General features: G+C 62.2%; 14 protein-coding genes and 1 tRNA gene. 12 read left to right on the top strand and 3 right to left on the bottom strand.

The window, feature by feature from the left end; all coding sequences use genetic code 11:
* The first annotated feature begins 125 nt into the window (after window positions 1-125).
* The 3 genes from LJE93_03375 to galT all read left to right on the top strand — a co-directional run bounded on the left by LJE93_03375 (window position 126) and on the right by galT (window position 5,806).
* Window positions 126-2,858, top strand: a complete 2,733-nt coding sequence (locus LJE93_03375; protein MCG6947941.1) for a DEAD/DEAH box helicase — start codon at window positions 126-128, stop codon at window positions 2,856-2,858.
* Between the two features lie 109 nt (window positions 2,859-2,967).
* Window positions 2,968-3,162: a hypothetical protein gene (locus tag LJE93_03370; GenBank protein ID MCG6947940.1), complete on the top strand. Its 195-nt coding sequence runs from the start codon at window positions 2,968-2,970 to the stop codon at window positions 3,160-3,162.
* Between the two features lie 19 nt (window positions 3,163-3,181).
* Entirely contained in the window at window positions 3,182-5,806 is a 2,625-nt protein-coding gene (galT, locus tag LJE93_03365) for a galactose-1-phosphate uridylyltransferase (GenBank protein MCG6947939.1), read from the top strand.
* Between the two features lie 95 nt (window positions 5,807-5,901).
* Here galT and LJE93_03360 read toward each other — a convergent pair whose 3' ends face one another.
* From LJE93_03360 to LJE93_03350, 3 genes are all read right to left on the bottom strand, one after another.
* Complete coding sequence (locus LJE93_03360; GenBank protein MCG6947938.1) at window positions 5,902-6,516, bottom strand: cyclase family protein; 615 nt, start codon at window positions 6,514-6,516, stop codon at window positions 5,902-5,904.
* A 50-nt stretch (window positions 6,517-6,566) separates the two neighbouring features.
* A complete protein-coding gene (locus tag LJE93_03355; protein ID MCG6947937.1) occupies window positions 6,567-7,007 on the bottom strand; it encodes a response regulator in 441 nt (146 codons plus the stop codon).
* A gap of 152 nt (window positions 7,008-7,159) precedes the next feature.
* A complete protein-coding gene (locus LJE93_03350; protein ID MCG6947936.1) occupies window positions 7,160-8,860 on the bottom strand; it encodes a PHP domain-containing protein in 1,701 nt (566 codons plus the stop codon).
* A gap of 87 nt (window positions 8,861-8,947) precedes the next feature.
* Between LJE93_03350 and LJE93_03345 the strand changes: the two genes are divergently transcribed.
* The 9 genes from LJE93_03345 (at window position 8,948) to LJE93_03305 (ending at window position 16,513) form a co-directional block, all read left to right on the top strand.
* Window positions 8,948-10,681 (top strand): HD domain-containing protein, encoded by a 1,734-nt coding sequence (locus LJE93_03345; protein ID MCG6947935.1) that lies wholly within the window; start codon window positions 8,948-8,950, stop codon window positions 10,679-10,681.
* The gene (locus LJE93_03340) at window positions 10,678-11,487 is read left to right on the top strand and encodes a tetratricopeptide repeat protein (GenBank protein MCG6947934.1); all 810 of its coding nucleotides are present in this window, start codon (window positions 10,678-10,680) and stop codon (window positions 11,485-11,487) included. The genes LJE93_03345 and LJE93_03340 overlap by 4 nt, the downstream gene beginning before the upstream one ends.
* Before the next feature lie 36 nt (window positions 11,488-11,523).
* Window positions 11,524-11,886 carry a roadblock/LC7 domain-containing protein gene (locus LJE93_03335; GenBank protein MCG6947933.1) on the top strand — a complete coding sequence of 121 codons (363 nt, stop codon included), beginning with the start codon at window positions 11,524-11,526 and terminating at the stop codon, window positions 11,884-11,886.
* 56 nt (window positions 11,887-11,942) lie between these two features.
* On the top strand, window positions 11,943-12,899 hold the full coding sequence (gene ftsY, locus LJE93_03330; protein MCG6947932.1) for a signal recognition particle-docking protein FtsY: 957 nt from the start codon (window positions 11,943-11,945) through the stop codon (window positions 12,897-12,899).
* 12 nt (window positions 12,900-12,911) lie between these two features.
* On the top strand, window positions 12,912-14,132 hold the full coding sequence (gene ribD, locus LJE93_03325) for a bifunctional diaminohydroxyphosphoribosylaminopyrimidine deaminase/5-amino-6-(5-phosphoribosylamino)uracil reductase RibD (GenBank protein ID MCG6947931.1): 1,221 nt from the start codon (window positions 12,912-12,914) through the stop codon (window positions 14,130-14,132).
* A complete protein-coding gene (locus LJE93_03320; GenBank protein ID MCG6947930.1) occupies window positions 14,113-14,748 on the top strand; it encodes a riboflavin synthase in 636 nt (211 codons plus the stop codon). Before ribD ends, LJE93_03320 begins: the two co-directional genes overlap by 20 nt.
* Window positions 14,741-15,754, top strand: coding sequence for a hypothetical protein (locus tag LJE93_03315; GenBank protein ID MCG6947929.1), 1,014 nt, complete (start codon window positions 14,741-14,743; stop codon window positions 15,752-15,754). Before LJE93_03320 ends, LJE93_03315 begins: the two co-directional genes overlap by 8 nt.
* A gap of 98 nt (window positions 15,755-15,852) precedes the next feature.
* A complete protein-coding gene (locus LJE93_03310; GenBank protein ID MCG6947928.1) occupies window positions 15,853-16,056 on the top strand; it encodes a dodecin family protein in 204 nt (67 codons plus the stop codon).
* A gap of 381 nt (window positions 16,057-16,437) precedes the next feature.
* Window positions 16,438-16,513: transfer RNA gene (locus LJE93_03305), tRNA-Ala, on the top strand.
* Window positions 16,514-16,678 lie beyond the last annotated feature (165 nt).

Genomic DNA, 16,678 nt, shown 5'->3' with positions numbered 1-16,678 from the left:
AGGGAAAAGGAGATCGTGATAGGGGCGCGCTGCCTCAGCCCTTCTGTATACCTCTGATCTCGGTCACCGAATTACCCCGGTTTCCCTGGAGAATCTTAAGGGAGTTCCTGCTATATTGATGGGCTATGACGTCCGACCCCACCCCCGGCCGGAAGAACTCCCGGTCAGGACTGTTCGAAATCCACACCGGCGAGGTGCTCGGCAAGCTGCCGCGAGGGATCGCGGAGCGCGGCTACCACCTTTATCAGGATCGAAAGGTCGCCAAAATTACCTGGACTGGTGAGGATCTCGAATCCGAATTGATCTCTCCGGCCTCCACGGTCAGAATTTCGGATGTCGGCAAGAGCGCCTTCGCATCGTGCTCGTGCTCACTGTGTGGCGAGCTCGACATACCCTGCTTCCACGCCACAGCAACACTTCTTCAGTGGATGGACATTCGTTCCACCATGCAACGACTCGGTCCGGGCGCCATGTGGCGCGCCAACTCCCGGCACCCGTTCATTTCGCCAGGGCGCTCGGCCGCAGAAAGGGTCGACCTCAGCCATTTGACCGGCCAGGATCTTCGTTCGGCCCTGGAATTGCAGCTCTCGCTGCAGAAGACCGGAACCGCGATTGCACGTCTCGAGGGAAATGACGTCGAGATTCGAATTGCTCTTCCATCCGGGGACACACGCCTCGTGTTCTTCACCGCCTCCAATCTCCCCGGCGCATTGCCGATGCTTCGGTCTCTGCCGACCATTCGCCTCGAGGGTGAGCTTGCCGATCTCGAGCTGTCAGAAGCACGCCTGCGACCGGTGCTCACCTCGATCTGGGACGATCAGGGGATCATCCTCGAGCCCGGCTATCGCCTCGGATCCGGCCAAGTTTTCACCAACGCGGGCCTCAACGGCCGCATCCACGGACGATGGGCCCGAATCGGAAATCACCTCTGTCGATTGCTCGATCCAGCCACACCTCTGGTGCCCTTCCACCGCCAGGGCCGAAGGTTACTCAAGGGTAAAGACGCGTTACGTTTCCTGAATCTCGACCACCCTCAGCTTCGCCAGCATTCCTGGTATCTGCCCCAGGGGCAACTCGCCAGTTTTCGCCAACCGCAGCTGCCGACACCGATTTCATTCGAAGCCGAGAGCACGCCGAACGGCAAGGTCAGGGTGAGGACACGGTACGAGGTCGCCGGTGCCGAGATCCCGTGGGCCGAAGCTCTGGAACTGACCGAAAGTGGATTCACCCGAATCGGCGAAACCATCGTTCGCGCCCCGGACACGGTCTTCTTGCAGGAACTCGGTTTCAAGATGCCGAAGCGGCGCCGCGACCTCGGCATGCTGGGCAGTCGCATCGCGTTCATCCGCCTGGTGGCCGAAACCGGCCTGCCAGTCAAAGGCCCGGACGAAGAACTCCGCGAGCTGGCGGACGTCCTGCAGGGACGAGCCGGGCAGGAGCTTGTCTCGCCACCCGGCCTCCGCTCGCAGCTTCGGCCATACCAGGCGTCAGGCGTAGCGTGGCTGTGGAGCCGTTACCTGGTCGGAGTCGGTGCCCTGCTGGCCGACGACATGGGCCTCGGCAAGACGCATCAGGTCATGGGCATCCTGTGCCTCCTGTTCGACCGCGATCCCAACGCCCAGACCCTCGTTGTCTGCCCCCGTGGCGTTCTCGAGCACTGGTACACGCTTCTCGGTCGATTTGCGCCCCACCTTCCGGTCAGGTTGTTTCACGGACCCTCTCGAACCCTCAAGGGATTCAATCGTGGCGGAATCGTCCTGACAACCTATGACATCCTCTTCCGCTCGACCGACGAGCTGGTCGAGCGGGACTGGGCAGTGGCAGTCTTCGACGAGGCCCAGCGAATCAAGAATCCGCGCACCAAGGCGGCACGTGCAGCCCGCAAGATCCCCTCGAAGTTCCGCCTTGCCCTCACCGGCACTCCGCTCGAGAATCGCCTTCTCGAGCTGTGGTCGGTGGTAGATCTCATCCTCCCCGGTTATCTGGGATCGGAGCGGGAATTCCGAGCCAATCATCGCGATCCCACGCACCACCAACTCCACGTCCTTCGACAGCGGCTCGGCGTCATCACTCTCCGGAGGGTCAAGGACCAGGTGCTCGCAGACCTGCCGGAAAAGTTCGAGGACATCCGCTACTGCCATCTGCTACCCAGTCAAGAGGCCATCTATCGAAGTATTCACCGATCGCGATCACGAGAAATCATCGACCTGCTGCGCGAGGAAGAGGCGGAGATCCCCTACATGCACATTTTCGCTCTTCTGACGCGGCTCAAGCAGGTGTGTGACCACCCGGCGCTCGTCGAAGGGGAGGGGGCAGCCGCAGGCGAATCTGCGAAGACGGAAATCCTCGACGAGATTCTCGACGAAGCGCTCGACGGCGGTCTTCAGGTGGTGGTCTTCTCCCAGTACGTCAAGATGATCGAGCTCATGTCCAGCCACCTCGACCGAAGGAAGATCGATCACCTGGTGCTGACCGGGGAAAGCCGTGATCGCGGTCGGATCGTTCGCCGTTTCAATTCGGAGCAGCACGAAAGGGTTCTCCTTGCGAGCTTGCTCGCCGGTGGAGTTGGGATCGATCTCACCGGTGCCTCGGTGGTCCTTCACTATGATAGGTGGTGGAATCCCGCGAAAGAAAACCAAGCCACCGATCGAGTCCACAGAATCGGCCAGCGCCGCTTCGTTCAGGTTTTCAAGCTCATCACCCGTAACACCATCGAGGAACGAATTGACGAGCTCATTCGCACCAAAGTCGACCTCATGGAGAGAGTCGTCGCTCCAACCGAGGACTTCATCTCGAGTCTCGGGCGGGATGAACTTATCGGCCTTCTGGACCTCGAAGACCCAGTCGACGCCCCGTAAGGGCCGAACCAGGCCAGCAAATGCACCGTCGGTAGCGGACGAGCACGAGCCCGAGGTGACAGCTGGAGCGATCGGAGCGACAATAGGTTTCTGAGCAGGAGGTACCGACATGACCACGCCGGACTACATCATCTGCCTCGAGTGCGACACGCCCGTCTATACGTTTGACTGGGACGGCAGCCGGGTCACGTCGGCCATATGCACGGCTTGCGGCAACGAGAGCCTCTCGCAGTTCATGACTGAAGAGGACTACGAGGAGCTTGCATCAACGGACGACCGTTACTACGGTCCCTCCGACTCCTGAGGGCAGCGATTTTTCTCCCATGGCGACAGTCTCATTCCTGTGGCATCTCCATCAGCCCGCCTACCGCACCGCCGATGGGCTTTCACACGCACCCTGGGCCGCGGTTCATGCCGGCGGTGCCTACACCACCCTCGCCCGCGCAATCGAGACCACAGGCGCGACCGGCCAGACCCTCAACATCGTGCCTACCCTTCTCGAGCAGCTTGTGGCATATGACCGCGAGACGGTTACAGATCCTGTCGTTGCAGCTTTCCTGACCCCAACCGAAGACCTCGAGGGTGCGCAGAAGGAAATCCTCGTCTCATGGGGGTTTCACGTCAACTCCCGCCAGCTCGGCCGCTATCCGAGACTGGCCGAGCTCTCGCAGCTCCGAGGGGACCACAGCGGCAGGAGCCTCCCCCTCAGCCTCCCGAGTACGGGCGACCTGCGCGACCTGCAGATTCTCTTCGTGCTCGCCCACGCGGGCGAACAAGCCTGGACCGATGAGCGTCTTTTGCCGTTGTATGAGCGCGGGGGGCATTTCAGCTATGAGGATCATCGACGGATGGCCGATTGGTTTCGTGCCCAACCAGGCGAGTTGATCGATCTCTGGCGGCGCATCGCGGATCTGCCAGGGGTGGAGATCTCGACCAGTCCCTTTGCCCACCCGATCATGCCATTGTTGATCGATACCGGCATCGTCCAGGAGAGCTGGTCTCCGCACCCGTCGCCCTCGGTGCCAGAGTTCCGTCATCCGGAAGATGCGCACTGGCAGCTCGAAGAAGGTCTTTCCTTCATGCACCGACATGGATTCAACACCGTCGGTTGCTGGCCGCCCGAAGGATCGGTATCGGAAGAGGCAGTTGCAATCTATGGAGAAGCAGGAGTGCGATGGCTGGTAGCCGACGAGGGGATCCTCGAACGCAGTCTCGACCGGCCGTTGCGAAACGGTCAACGGACTTCGGACGAGCTCTACCGTAGTTGGCGCCTCGGAAGCGGTGGCCCCGTGCTGTTCTTCCGCGACCGGGCCCTGTCCGACGCCATCGGCTTCGAGTATGGCGGGTGGGACGACGAGGGCCGAGCTGCAGAATCGCTGTTGCGGAGAATCGAGGAGATCGCCCACGATCTCCCGGAAGAGGCATGCATCGTGATCGCCCTCGATGGGGAGAACCCGTGGCTCCACTTTCCGGAGGGCGGCGGGAGATTCCTCAGAGATCTCATGGATCGGCTCAACCACGATCGGCACGGGGTCCGACCCGAGACTCTGGAAAAGATCAGCGATGCAGCCGAGCCCTCAACCCTCGACCGGCTCCACCCGGGTTCGTGGATCAACTCGATATTCGCAACGTGGATCGGGCATCCCGAGAAGACCCGAGCCTGGGAGGTCCTGGCCTCCGTGCGGGAAGCGATCGGGCAAAAGGGAGGGGACCGGCCTCCCTCGCTCCTCCTCGCCGAAGGCTCCGACTGGTTCTGGTGGCTCGGCGATGACAACCCGACCGACCTCGCCCCCCTCTACGATCTGATCTATCGCCGCCACCTTGCGGATGCGTGCGAGCAGGCGGGCATCACCCCCCCGCTCGACCTCGACCGGCCGTTGAAAGCCGTCGTCGAGACTGAGGCGAAAGGACCGACCTCCATGTCCGAGCTTCGATTCTGTCCGGTCAAGCACCGATGGACGATCATCGCGCCCGAACGAAGCCATCGCCCCGGGGAGGGTGTTCTCTCAGACACCAGCGAGCCAATCGATGCGACTGAGGATCCATTTGCCCGTGGCAATGAGGCGCTGACGGCGACGGAGATATTCAGGCTGCCGGTCGGCGACGATGACTGGCAGGTGCGGGTCTTCGCCAACTCCTACCCCGCGCTGAGGGTCGAAGGCGAGGTCCTCCGTAGAGCCGTCGGTCTCAACGACACGGTCAGCGGCGTCGGAGCGCACGAGGTCATCGTCGAAACCCCCGAGTCCGGCAAGGAGCTGGCGGATCTGAGTGTGGACGAGGTGCAGCTCGTGCTCGAAGCCTATCGGGCACGGCTGATCGATCTCCGCCGCGATCCCCGTCTGCGGCACGTACTGATCTTCAAGAACAAGGGGGCCGAGGCTGGGGCGTCGGTCAATCACGCGCACTCGCAGCTCATCGCCACACCGATCATCCCGACTTTGGTGGTCCAGGAGCTCAACTCCTGCCGCGAACATTTCAGCAGACGGGAGCGCTGTCTGTTTTGCGACCTGATTGGCCAGGAGCAGCGACTCGCCGAGCGGATCTGCCTCGAGCATGACCACTTCATCGCAGTCGCTCCGTTTGCGGCCTCGTCGCCGTTCGAGACCTGGATCCTGCCGAAGGAGCATCGCCACGATTTCGCCCAGTCGAGACACGACGAGCTCCGCGCGCTGGCAACCATCCTGCTCGATCTTCTGCGCAGGGTTCGGGCTCTCCTCGAAGACCCGCCGTTCAACCTTGTCCTCCACACCGCACCGAACCCACACCCTCGACCGGGTCGTCCAGATTTCTGGTCGACCATCGAGCACGACTATCACTGGCACTTCGAGTTCGCTCCGAGGACCAGCCGCCTTGCCGGTTTCGAGTGGGGCTCCGGTTACACGATCAATCCGACTCCACCGGAAGAGTCCGCGCGCCTTCTCTCCGAGACTGATCCTGACGACTGCTGAATCTTCAATTCTCGATTCTAAATTTTGAATTCTCAGTTCCCCTCCACCCTCCCGTTGTCTTGGGGGAGGATGGTCGGGAATTCAAAATTCAGAACTCAAAATTCGCTGTGAAGCGGTTTGAGTACTGCCCTCACCGGAGCGGCTCCGGCACCTTCGAGCAGAATCGGCAACGCAACCAGAAGATAACGGCCGGGTTCGGCATCTCCCAGCCACAGACCTTCGATCCAAGTCATGTCTCGCTCGAGGAGGGCATGATGCGCCGGGAGCTCCTCAGAATTGAAAACATCGACGGACGGCGTGTCGACACCGACCAGAACGACCCCCCGGTCAGCCAACCAGTAGACGAGCTCGGCCGACATGCCCGAGAATCCTCGCTCCGGCGCGCCACCGATCGGATAGGAGTCGCTCCTCAGCAGGACCCTCGGTGAGGTCGGTTCCCAGCCTGCGGGCAATTCCGAGGGCGTGGCAGCTGCAAATGACCGAGGGATCCGGACGACCTCGGCCTCGCCAACGCAACGATCGATCTCTACGCCCTCGACTCCGGGGGCCGTCTCATCGAGATGGCGCGGCGCGTCGAGGTGGGTGCCGACATGGCAGGTGGTCGACACGCTGTCGAGAATGACTCCGCCCTCCACGCATTGATCGAGGGTGAACGCCCGATCGCCGGACCACACGGGAATTCCGGCGCGCAGCGGCCGGCTGGCGTCGATCCAGCCTCCCTCGCCGTCTGCCGAAAAACGTCGGGAAGAACTCGGCGTTGTCAGCTCCGATCCCTTGCCTCGAGCTCAGTTCGGACGGCTTCGGCCGCCTTGATGTGCCGCCGGACGAGCTCGACGAGGCCCTTCTGATCGATGATCGGCTTGGCAACGTAGTCGTTGGCGCTTGACTCGAAGAGCAACCGCTCCCGGTCTCCCTTCATGGCGTGCGCCGTGAGGAGAATAATCGGCAGGTTGATGCCTTCTGGAAGATCGCGAATGTGACGGGTCAGCTCGACTCCATCGACCTTGACACCGGCGACCCGGGTGTTTCCAAGCGAGACGTCCATCAACACTGCACGCACCGGTCGGTCACGGATCTGGGCAAGAATTTCGTCGCCGTCATCGCTGGTCGTCACGTCGAACGTCCCGACAGACGTGAGAATCGCGTCCACGAGCACCGCGTTGGCGGGGTCATCTTCGACGACGAGCACCAAATCGCTCAAAGGTTCTCCTTGCACGACTCTATCTCGATCGTCGATATCGGTCTACCCGCGTTTTGAGTTGAAAGTTGAGAATTGAGAGTTGAGAGTTTCGAGCAACACCACGCGCCCAACGTGGTGGGGAGGGCGGATGGGGATTCTCAACTCTCAACTCTTCATTTTCGAAGGAACTGATCGATGCCAGAGCAGTTGACGAGATTGGCGGCTGTGGCTCCCGCCTTTCGTGCCACCGCAATGCCCCACCGAACGTCGTCGAGGCCCGCAACCGTGTGTGCGTCCGGGTTGACCGCGAGTTTGAGACCGAACTCGAGCGCCCGCCTGGCCCATCGCCAGTCGAGATCGAGACGGTACGGGCTGGCGTTGATTTCGACCGCAACGTCGTGTTCGGCGCAGGCCTCGAGGACCCGCTCGAGATCGACTGCGTATCCGGGGCGGGCCAGGAGCAGGCGTCCAGTCGGATGACCGAGCACTCTGCAGGCAGGATGGGAGACAGCGCGGACGATGCGCTCGGTCTGTACGTTTTCGGCCAGCCGAAAGGCCGAGTGGACCGAAGCGACCACGTATTCGAGATCCTTCTCGCAGCCGTCCGGTATATCGAGATTGCCGTCGGTCAGGATGTCGGCCTCGATACCCTTGACCACTCGAACCTCGGAATTCGACGCGTTGTAGCGGTCAATCCGGCGCCACTGGTCTCGGAGGCGCTCGGCGCTGAGCCCGTTGGCATAGGTCGCGGCCGGCGAGTGATCGGCAATTCCGATGAACTCCCAGCCACGTTCCCTCGCCGCCTCGGCCATCGACTCGACCGAATCTGATCCATCTGAATCGGTGGTGTGGTTGTGGAGCGCACCAAGAAGATCTTCCACTGCAACCAGCTCGGGCAGATCACGCGACAGCGCCCTTCCCAACTCGTCGGTTCCCTCGCGCAGCTCTGGCGGAATCCACTGGCAGTCAATCGCCTCGTACAGATCATGCTCGCTGGAACACTCTATCCGGTCCTGGCCGCGCCAGAGGCCCTTCTCGTCCAGCCGGAATCCGGTCGTTTTCGCCCGTTCGCCAAGCGTCCGAAGATGTTCGTCCGATCCGGTCGCTCGGAGCAGCTCTAACCCGGCGTCTCCTTCTCCGACCATATGGACGGTCACCGGCAGTCCACTTCCGGTCACGCCCCTGTACCGACCGGACGTCTCGTGACCTCCCTGATCGAGAAGGTTGGCGATGGCCGTGCCGACCGCCGCGCCCGCACTCGTGACGACCACCAGCTCGAGCGAGCCCACCGTCTCCGAGCAGCGCCGCAGTTCTCCAGCGACCAGGACCTGCTCCACGCCGTCGATGCCGCCCAGCGCTCCGGCGAGCTCGCTCGCTTCGGCCGAGGCCTCGTTGATCAGTCGCCGCTCACCAGAGGCCCGATGGAACCGGATGGCGTCGGTCAGTTTCTCCTGGGTAGTGGGACCGAATCCGGCAAGCTCGACGAGCCGGTTTTCGGTGCAGGCATACTCTAGCTCACCGATGTTCTCGAGCCCCAGATCTTGCCACAAAGCGCGCACCTTTTTCGGTCCGAGCCCTGGCAGGGCGAGCATTTCCCGGACGCCTTCCGGAACCATCCTCTCAGCTTTCTCCATCGCATCCGGCCGTTCCCCCGCCACGAGCTGTTCGAGGATTGCCGCAGTGCCCTCTCCGATCCCCCTGATTTTGAGGATCTCTCCGCTCTCGACCAGCTCCTCGAGGTCGCCTGCGATCCTCTCCACAATTCTCGAGGCGTTGGCCAAGGCGCGAACGCGATGGACGTTCTCCCCCTGGATTTCGAGAAGGGCTGACAGGTCGCGAAGCGTCTTTGACGCCGTCTTGCGATCCAGACTCATCATTCCTCCAAACGTAATGGATCGAATAGCATACCAATCCTGATCACGCCAGCGAAAGGGTCTCCATGATATATTCGATGGAGTCCAATGGGCTTTGCAGCGCGTTTCCGTTCCAGCCTGTCCTACCCCATCGCCGCCACCCTCGTCCTGGTCACAGTGGTGCCGATGGTACTGGTAGGTCTGTTGCTGACGTCCTACAACCGCGACCACCTCGAAACGGTCGAAGAACGGTACCTGGTAAGGCAATCGGTCAGCCTTGCTGGTGAGATTTCACTGTTCATGTCCGGCCATCGCACCCTGCTTGCCAGCACGGCACGGGCGCTCGCCGCAGCCGATCAGATCGACGTCGATAGCTTTGAATCTCTCCTGCAGGGGATTGGGAGCGAACCGGGCCGCGCCTTCGTCTATCTCCAGATCATTCCGCGAACCGGCACAGGCGCGTTCGTGCGGTCGCCGCAGCTCGATTTGGAGACCAGGGACATTCTCGACGATGCGATGCGGGCCGCCCACGAACGGGCGCTCGAAGGGGACCAAGTCGAGGAGGTGATCCTCGACGTGCCGCCAGGCGAGGCCCCGAAAGCCCTCATTTCCTATCCGCTGCGCTCTCGTGGTAGCGGCGTCTGGGGTTCGCTCAACGGCGTGCTCGACCTCGGCCCTCTGCAGGACAAGCTTGGCGAAAACACTTACTCCGGTTTTTTGGTGAGCGTGGTCGACAGCGCCGGCGTGGTGGTGGTTTCGTCGATTCCAAGCCTCCGCAAAATGGATCTTTCGAGTTCTCTCCTCGTGGGAGACTTTCTCCAAAGCCCGCAGCGGATCTCTCTGACCTACGATCACCCGGTTGTAGAAGAGGCCGGTGAGGTCCTCGGATCGATGGCGCCGGTGACAGCTTTCCGTTGGGGCGTGCTCATGGAACGCCCGACATCGGCGGCGTACGCTCCGGTCCGGGTGATGCAGACTCGGACTCTAGGTTTCACGGCGGTCGCCGCGCTGATAGCCCTCGGCATCGGATTCGCTCTGAGCAGGCGGCTCACCAATCCCCTCCAGGAACTTGCTGCGACGACCTCGGAGATCGCCGAAGGCAACCTCGCCGTCCGGGCGACAGTACGCGGCGAAGATGAACTCGCCCTCCTCGGCGGCAATTTCAACGACATGGCGTCAAACATCGAATCGCTGGTCCGAAAGCTCAAGCAGGCACTCCGCCAAAATCAGGAGCTCTTCCTCGAGACTATTCGCACGCTCGCTGCGGCGATCGATGCCAAAGATCCCTACACCAGGGGCCACTCTGAGCGCGTGAGTTCCTACTCCATGGCGATCTCCCGTCATCTAGGTCTCAACCAAGACGAAGTCTTTCGCGTTCATATCGCGGCCATCCTGCACGACGTTGGCAAGCTCGGGATCCGCGAAGGCATTCTCAACAAGCCCGGCGGACTGTCGGACGACGAGTTCGAGATCATGCGCCAGCATCCGTCGATCGGCGCTCAGATCATGAGTCCGATTCGAATGCTCAAGGACATTATCCCCGGCATTCGCAACCACCATGAAACATGGGACGGCAAGGGATACCCGGACCACCTGAAGGGTGAAGAAATTCCGATGGTTGCCCGCATCATTGGCGTCGCCGACACATTTGACGCAATGACGACGACCCGACCCTATCAAAAGGCAATGACTCTGGATTACGTTCTCGCCAAAATGCGATCGATGTCTGAAACGCGGTTTGACCCGGTCGTCGTGGACGCATTCATGGCCGCGGTCGAATCCGGAGATATCAGCCCCCCGATGAGCTCAGTGGAAGAAACGGCGCACACGGAGGTTTCATGAAACGCCTTATCGCAGCCGCAGCCTGCACCACGATGATCCTGGCGAGTGTCGTCGCCTGTTCGAGCGCCAGCGCCGAACACCCGCCGAGTGCGCCAAAAAAAAAGAAGGCCAAAAGCCAACCGACGCCTGTCGTCGATCCGCTGCAGTCGCTGACCTACATGCGCCAGGGATTGGTGTTGATGCAGCAAGGTCAGTACGACGAGGCCCTGCAACGCTTCCAACAGGCTGACCGCATCGCCCCGGGCAACGCTACGAACCACAACATGATGGGACTCTGTTATCTCCGCCAGGGGCAGTTCGATCAGGCGCTCGAACATTTCAACCAGGCCCTCGAGCTGGTACCGCTTTTCACCGATGCGCGTAACAACCGCGGAGCAACCTACCTCGCTATGGGTCAGCTGCACCTCGCAGAGGTCGACTTCGTGGCAGTGCTCGGAGACTCTACCTACCCCCACGCCAAACAGGTCAACTACAACCTCGGCCTCACCTATCTCAAGCGAAGCCAACTCGGCGCCGCCGAGGAGAGCTTTCGAAGAGCGATCGTTCCGCCGAACCCGGTCTTCGACGCCTACTTGAGGTTGGCCGAGATCGCGCAGCGACAGGGCCAGCTGGCTCGTGCGAAGGTATTGCTCGAGGAGGCCAGGATCAATTTCCCGGAGATGACCCGAGTCTCGCTCGAGCTCGGCAAGCTCCTGATTCTGATGGGTCAGACCGACGAAGCGGCGCCTTATCTCCAACAGGTGATCGCGGACGCGCCCGATTCCGAGTACGCTGACACGGCGAGAAACCTCCTCGGTGCCGGTTAGCCGAGAAGAATGACCGACGTGGCAGGGCCTCGCTGAATGCCTTTCAACTACCTTTTGACCAACCTGCTGGTCGATGTGCCACAGGCGGTGGGCGCGATATTGGTCGATCCCGAGGGCGAAGCCGTCGAGTGGGTAACCCGCCACGACGACCCCTTCGATCTCAAGGTGGAAGGGGCCTACCACAGCATCTTCATGCGCCGGCTCGATCAGTTGGCCGCCAATATGGATGCAGGCCAGATCGACAGCTTCGTGCTCGAAGGAACCTCGTTGGTCACGTTGACGCAGGCCCTCCCCGACGGCTACTATGTGGTGCTCGTCGTGGATCGGAGCGGCTCCCGGGCACACGCCCTTCATCGATTGCGTCGTGCGGCCGAGGTGATCGCGAAAGAGATCGTCTGAGGCTGGCACTCCGCCGCAACCAGAGCCGACTCCATTCCCGGCGCTACGGGGGTGTGATGGCTGGCACTTTTCTCAAAAAACTGAAACGCGGTCTGTTCATGACCCACACCGAGTTCCTGGAGAAGGCGGGAGACGCATTGCGCCGACAGGGCCCGGTAGAGCCCGCTCATCTCGATCGCCTTGAAGAGGCCCTGATCGCGTCGGATGCGGGTGTCGAGCTATCCCTCCGCCTGGTCGATGCACTCCGCCAGGAGATCCGTTCCGGGCGGATCACAACTTCCGACGAACTCCGACCAGCGGTTCGCGGCCATCTTTTGGCCCTCCTCGAGGAGGCGGACAAAGCCCAGCCGGCAGGCGACCAGAGTGGCAGCCCACGTGTCACCCTGCTGGTGGGAGTCAACGGAACCGGCAAGACGACGACCGCCGCCAAGCTCGCCAAGAGAAAGCAGGAGTCCGGCTCGACGGTCGTGCTGGCCGCAGCTGACACCTTCAGGGCGGCAGCGGTCGATCAGCTCAAGGTTTGGGCAGACCGGGTTGGCGCCCCGGTGGTCCACCAGCAGGAGGGAGCGGATCCGGCTGCGGTAGTCTTCGACGCGATCGCTTCCGCCCGCTCGAAGAGCGCAGACGAGGTTCTGGTGGACACTGCCGGACGGCTGCACACCCGCACCAACCTGATGAAGGAGCTGGAAAAAGTAATCAAGGTCGCGGGCCGAGAGATCCCTGGTGCGCCCCACGAGGTGCTGCTCGTCCTCGATGCCACCACCGGCTCCAACGGCATCGAGCAGGCGCAGAAGTTCGGCGCCATCGCCGGCGTTACCGGTGTTGTGTTGACCAAGCTCGACGGTACCGCCAAGGGAGGCGTCATTCTCGCCATTGCCGACTCTCTCAAGCTCCCTGTACGATGGGTGGGTGTCGGCGAAGATGTGGAAGACTTGCTGCCCTTCGAGGCAGAAGATTTCGTGGACGCATTGCTCGAGATCAGCTCGGGCGAAACCCCGGCGCAACTCGATTGACTGGCGGGCTGAATGAGGCGATCGGAACCGGGCATACCACAGAGTGAGGACGGAGAGAGAGCGAGCCCGTCACGGGTCGCACCAGGTCGCGGCGCTCCGCAGACAGGATCGGACGACCTGGACTCGCGGTGGATGGACCGCGCCCTCGAGCTCGCAGCCCTCGGACGGTGCGGGGCTTCACCGAACCCCATGGTCGGTGCGGTGATCCTCGATGCTCACGGTCGACTGGCCGGCGAAGGTTATCACGCAGTGTTCGGAGGACCACACGCCGAGGTCGTTGCCCTCGCCGAGGCAGGCGAAAAGGCGCGCGGAGGCACTCTCTTCGTGACCCTCGAACCGTGCGCCCATCGTGGCAAAACTCCGCCCTGCGTCGATGCCGTACTCGCAGCGGGCCTGAGTCGGGTTGTGGTCGCCCTTCAGGATCCGACCACCCAGGCGGGAGGCGGCAGCGATCGCCTCAGAGCTGAAGGCGTCGATGTCCACGAAGGGCCGGGCGAGGAGCAATCGAGGTCGTTGAATCGGCGCTGGCTTCACTGGGCCCGATTCCATCGGCCATGGGTGACGATGAAGGCCGCAGTGTCCCTCGACGGGCGGGTCGCGACCCGCGAAGGAGAGTCTAAGTGGATCACCGGGGACGACGCGCGCAGACGCAGTCTCGAGCTTCGGGAAGAACATGATGCGATTCTGGTCGGCGTCGAGACGGTGCTCGCCGACGACCCGAGGCTGACCCGCCGCCTGGGTCTCAACCCCGTATCGAGCTGGCGGCGAATCATCCTCGACTCGAAGCTGCGGACACCATCAGAGGCGGCTGTCGTACAAAGCGAGCCTGAATCGACCCTCATCTACCACACGATCGAGGCGACCTCCGACCATCGGCGTCGCCTTCGTCAGGATGGCGTCGAGCTCGTTGAGGTGAGAGCCGGAGACGACGGCCGGGTGGACCTGGAAGCGGTCCTCGACCACCTGGCACGCCGCGAGGTGTCGGCGCTCCTGGTCGAGGGAGGGCCGACGGTTCACGGGTCTTTCAACGACGGCGAGTTGGTCGACGAGGTGGCGCTGTTCATCGCGCCGATCGTGATCGGCGGCGATGGCCCGTCGGCCGTGAAGGGCCGCGGTATTTCGACTCTCGAGGCAGCGAGGCACCTCGCCTTCGAGCATATCGATCGTCACGGAGATGATCTCGAAATTCGGGCGGTGCGACGCGAGGAAGTGGATGTTCACGGGACTGATTGAGACCGTAGGCACGGTCGACTCCGTCAATCGCTCAGCTGGCGGCGCCCGCCTCGGGATCTCTGCAATCTGGCCGGACGGGGAGTTGCCGCGGCCAGGCAACAGCATTGCGGTGAATGGTGCCTGCCTGACGGCAGTCGACCCAACCGCGTCCGGCTTCGCCGCTGATCTTTCGCCCGAGACTCTCAAGCGAACACTGCTCGGACAGCTCGGAATCGGTCATCCGGTCAATCTCGAGAGAGCTCTCAAGCTCGGAGACCGCCTCGGAGGACACATCGTCCAAGGCCACGTCGATACGTCGGTGCAGCTTCTCGCGGTGCGACCTGCTGGCGAATTCCAGACCTGGCGTCTGTCGCTTCCGGCCGAGCACGCTCGGGAGGTGGCGATGAAAGGAAGCGTCGCTCTCGACGGCGTCTCGCTCACCGTCGCCGGAGTCGGCGCTGACTGGTTCGAGGTTGCTCTGATACCCGCGACTCTCGAGGCCACGACTCTCGGAAGCCTTCGCCAGGGCGCCCGGCTTCACCTCGAAACCGACGTTCTCGCCAAGTACGTGGCGCAGCGCATGGGCGACGGAGGCACATCGGCCATCGAAGAAATGTTCGGCGGTGGCAATGCGTAGAATCGAACCCGCCTACCCCGATCTCCTACCAGTCACTCACGTCCTCAGACCGGGTTACTTGCCGGGTCAGAAGGTGAGTCTCGACCCGATCAGGCTTGGTGTGGTCTGGGAGGACGCGCCGGTGAGAATCCTTCCGGCCGAGGGGTCCGTTCCCCGTGAACCGGTTCGGGCGATGGTTTTCGCCAGAGTCGCCGCCGAACGTCAGGATATATTTCTTCGCCTGCTCGAACGCGGCAGTTACGCTCTCGTTGTTCTCGACGATCCAGAGCTGACGCCATCGGACCTCGGGTTGGATGCCTATGAAGACAACCCCAGGGTCACCCTCCTTCTACCCATACTCCCCCACCCCCTGAGTGATGGCCTCCAGCTTCCGGAAGCCTGGAACAACACGGCCTGGGGAGCGGTGCTCGGTCTCTTTCCATTCCCCGGCGCCGGTGCCGAGCTGGAACGGCACATCGAACAGCTCAAGAAGGCGGGAGCTCGTTTCGCGGTCACCGCACCGTTGCTCCTCACGCCGAAAGATCGTCACCGGATTCTCGACGGCTGCGAGGGCACCGGTATCGAGGAAGAGCTTGAAAATGCTCTCTTCCACGCAGATGTCAGCCGCGGCCTGCACGCTCTCGAACGGCGGGCCGGCGTCAGCATGCATGAGGTCGGCATGGACCCCTTTGTTCCGTGCATGGTCCCCCACGGTCATGAACCGAACGCCGTGCGAACCGCCGCCGTTCTCCGTCTGTGGGCACGACGTCTCGATCAATGCCACGAGGAATCCTCGTGGGGTTGGCGGCTGCGCCGCGCTGCAACAGCTCTCGACGAACTGCCCAACGATCCCGCCACCCTGGCGATGGAGGACAACCTCCGAATCATCCCCGGTTTCGACGCCTGGGTCGAAAACTTCACCCGCGCCGTCTGGTACGGTGGCGAGCCCCTCGACTCAGCGTGGCAGTTATGGTCGGGACTCGACGACGAACCCGCGGGCGACGGCAAGAAGGCGGGCAAAGAGTAATCAGTGATCACTGATCACTGGCCGCCCTACCACTCTCCGGAACAGATCCGCAGACACCCGGGTTACCTCCAAGCAGATTCACAAGAGAGGAGCGAAACATGCCGGAGACAGTCTTCAAGAAAATCACCGTCACAGGGTGCTCGACCAATAGCTACGAACAGGCGATCCAGGCGGCCATTGAAAAAGCGTCGGAGAGCTTGCACGGCCTCTCGTGGTTCGAGGTCAAAGAGCTTCGTGGCGGCATTCGTGACGGCGCCCTCGAGTACCAGGCGACGATTGATGTCGCATTTATAATCGACTGATACCCGCGTCCCCGTCCGCGCCCGAGTCCGTGTCCGATAGGTTCGGATGCTAGCCCGGACTTCTCGCCGAGTCTCTACTGCGGACGGTGAACCGCGGCGTTTCGCCGTCACGTAAATTGTTCATTCTCGTTCGGAGGTCGATGCCTCGACAGGCCAATGAACTACTGGCTCTTCGAACACACTGGTCGAAAGGAGCCCCCAAGATCCTGGATCAGGTGCACAGGTGAATTTGAATACGCTGGATTTCATTGACGAAACTCGCCTCGCCAACGCGAAATCGGACGCGGGCGCGGACTCGGATGCGGACGCGGCAGAAGCGATGTACAACGCCTTGCCGGCACTTGCAACCCGTTCCCGATCAAGGTATTATCCGCCGCGCGTGGGGCCGTAGCTCAGTTGGGAGAGCGCAGCGTTCGCAATGCTGAGGTCGTGGGTTCGATCCCCATCGGCTCCACCAGGCTTCGTTTTCGACCCTTGGTTGGAAGCGAAGCCTGTCACGGCGTAGCCGGCTCGTCACGGCGAAGTCCCCGGGACGGAGCCGGAAGGCGAAGCCGGACATCCACGCCAACGTCAGTAGCTGGTCGAAAACTACGCCCGGGCAAGCCACCAAAGTCCCGTCCAC

The organism is Acidobacteriota bacterium, from assembly GCA_022340665.1.
Taxonomy (GTDB): Bacteria; Acidobacteriota; Thermoanaerobaculia; order Thermoanaerobaculales; family Sulfomarinibacteraceae; genus Sulfomarinibacter.
Note: the sequence above shows the minus strand (reverse complement) of the source record. Positions and strands in the feature narration are given on the sequence as shown.

Bases quoted from the DNA above. Each gene is read 5' to 3' on its own strand.
- LJE93_03335 (MCG6947933.1), top strand. From the start codon at position 11,524: ATGCCTTTCAACTACCTTTTGACCAACCTGCTGGTCGATGTGCCACAG.
- LJE93_03370 (MCG6947940.1), top strand. From the start codon at position 2,968: ATGACCACGCCGGACTACATCATCTGCCTCGAGTGCGACACGCCCGTC.
- LJE93_03345 (MCG6947935.1), top strand. From the start codon at position 8,948: ATGGGCTTTGCAGCGCGTTTCCGTTCCAGCCTGTCCTACCCCATCGCC.
- LJE93_03315 (MCG6947929.1), top strand. From the start codon at position 14,741: ATGCGTAGAATCGAACCCGCCTACCCCGATCTCCTACCAGTCACTCAC.
- LJE93_03310 (MCG6947928.1), top strand. From the start codon at position 15,853: ATGCCGGAGACAGTCTTCAAGAAAATCACCGTCACAGGGTGCTCGACC.
- ftsY (MCG6947932.1), top strand. From the start codon at position 11,943: ATGGCTGGCACTTTTCTCAAAAAACTGAAACGCGGTCTGTTCATGACC.
- galT (MCG6947939.1), top strand. From the start codon at position 3,182: ATGGCGACAGTCTCATTCCTGTGGCATCTCCATCAGCCCGCCTACCGC.
- LJE93_03340 (MCG6947934.1), top strand. From the start codon at position 10,678: ATGAAACGCCTTATCGCAGCCGCAGCCTGCACCACGATGATCCTGGCG.
- ribD (MCG6947931.1), top strand. From the start codon at position 12,912: ATGAGGCGATCGGAACCGGGCATACCACAGAGTGAGGACGGAGAGAGA.
- LJE93_03375 (MCG6947941.1), top strand. From the start codon at position 126: ATGACGTCCGACCCCACCCCCGGCCGGAAGAACTCCCGGTCAGGACTG.
- LJE93_03350 (MCG6947936.1), bottom strand. From the start codon at position 8,860: ATGAGTCTGGATCGCAAGACGGCGTCAAAGACGCTTCGCGACCTGTCA.
- LJE93_03320 (MCG6947930.1), top strand. From the start codon at position 14,113: ATGTTCACGGGACTGATTGAGACCGTAGGCACGGTCGACTCCGTCAAT.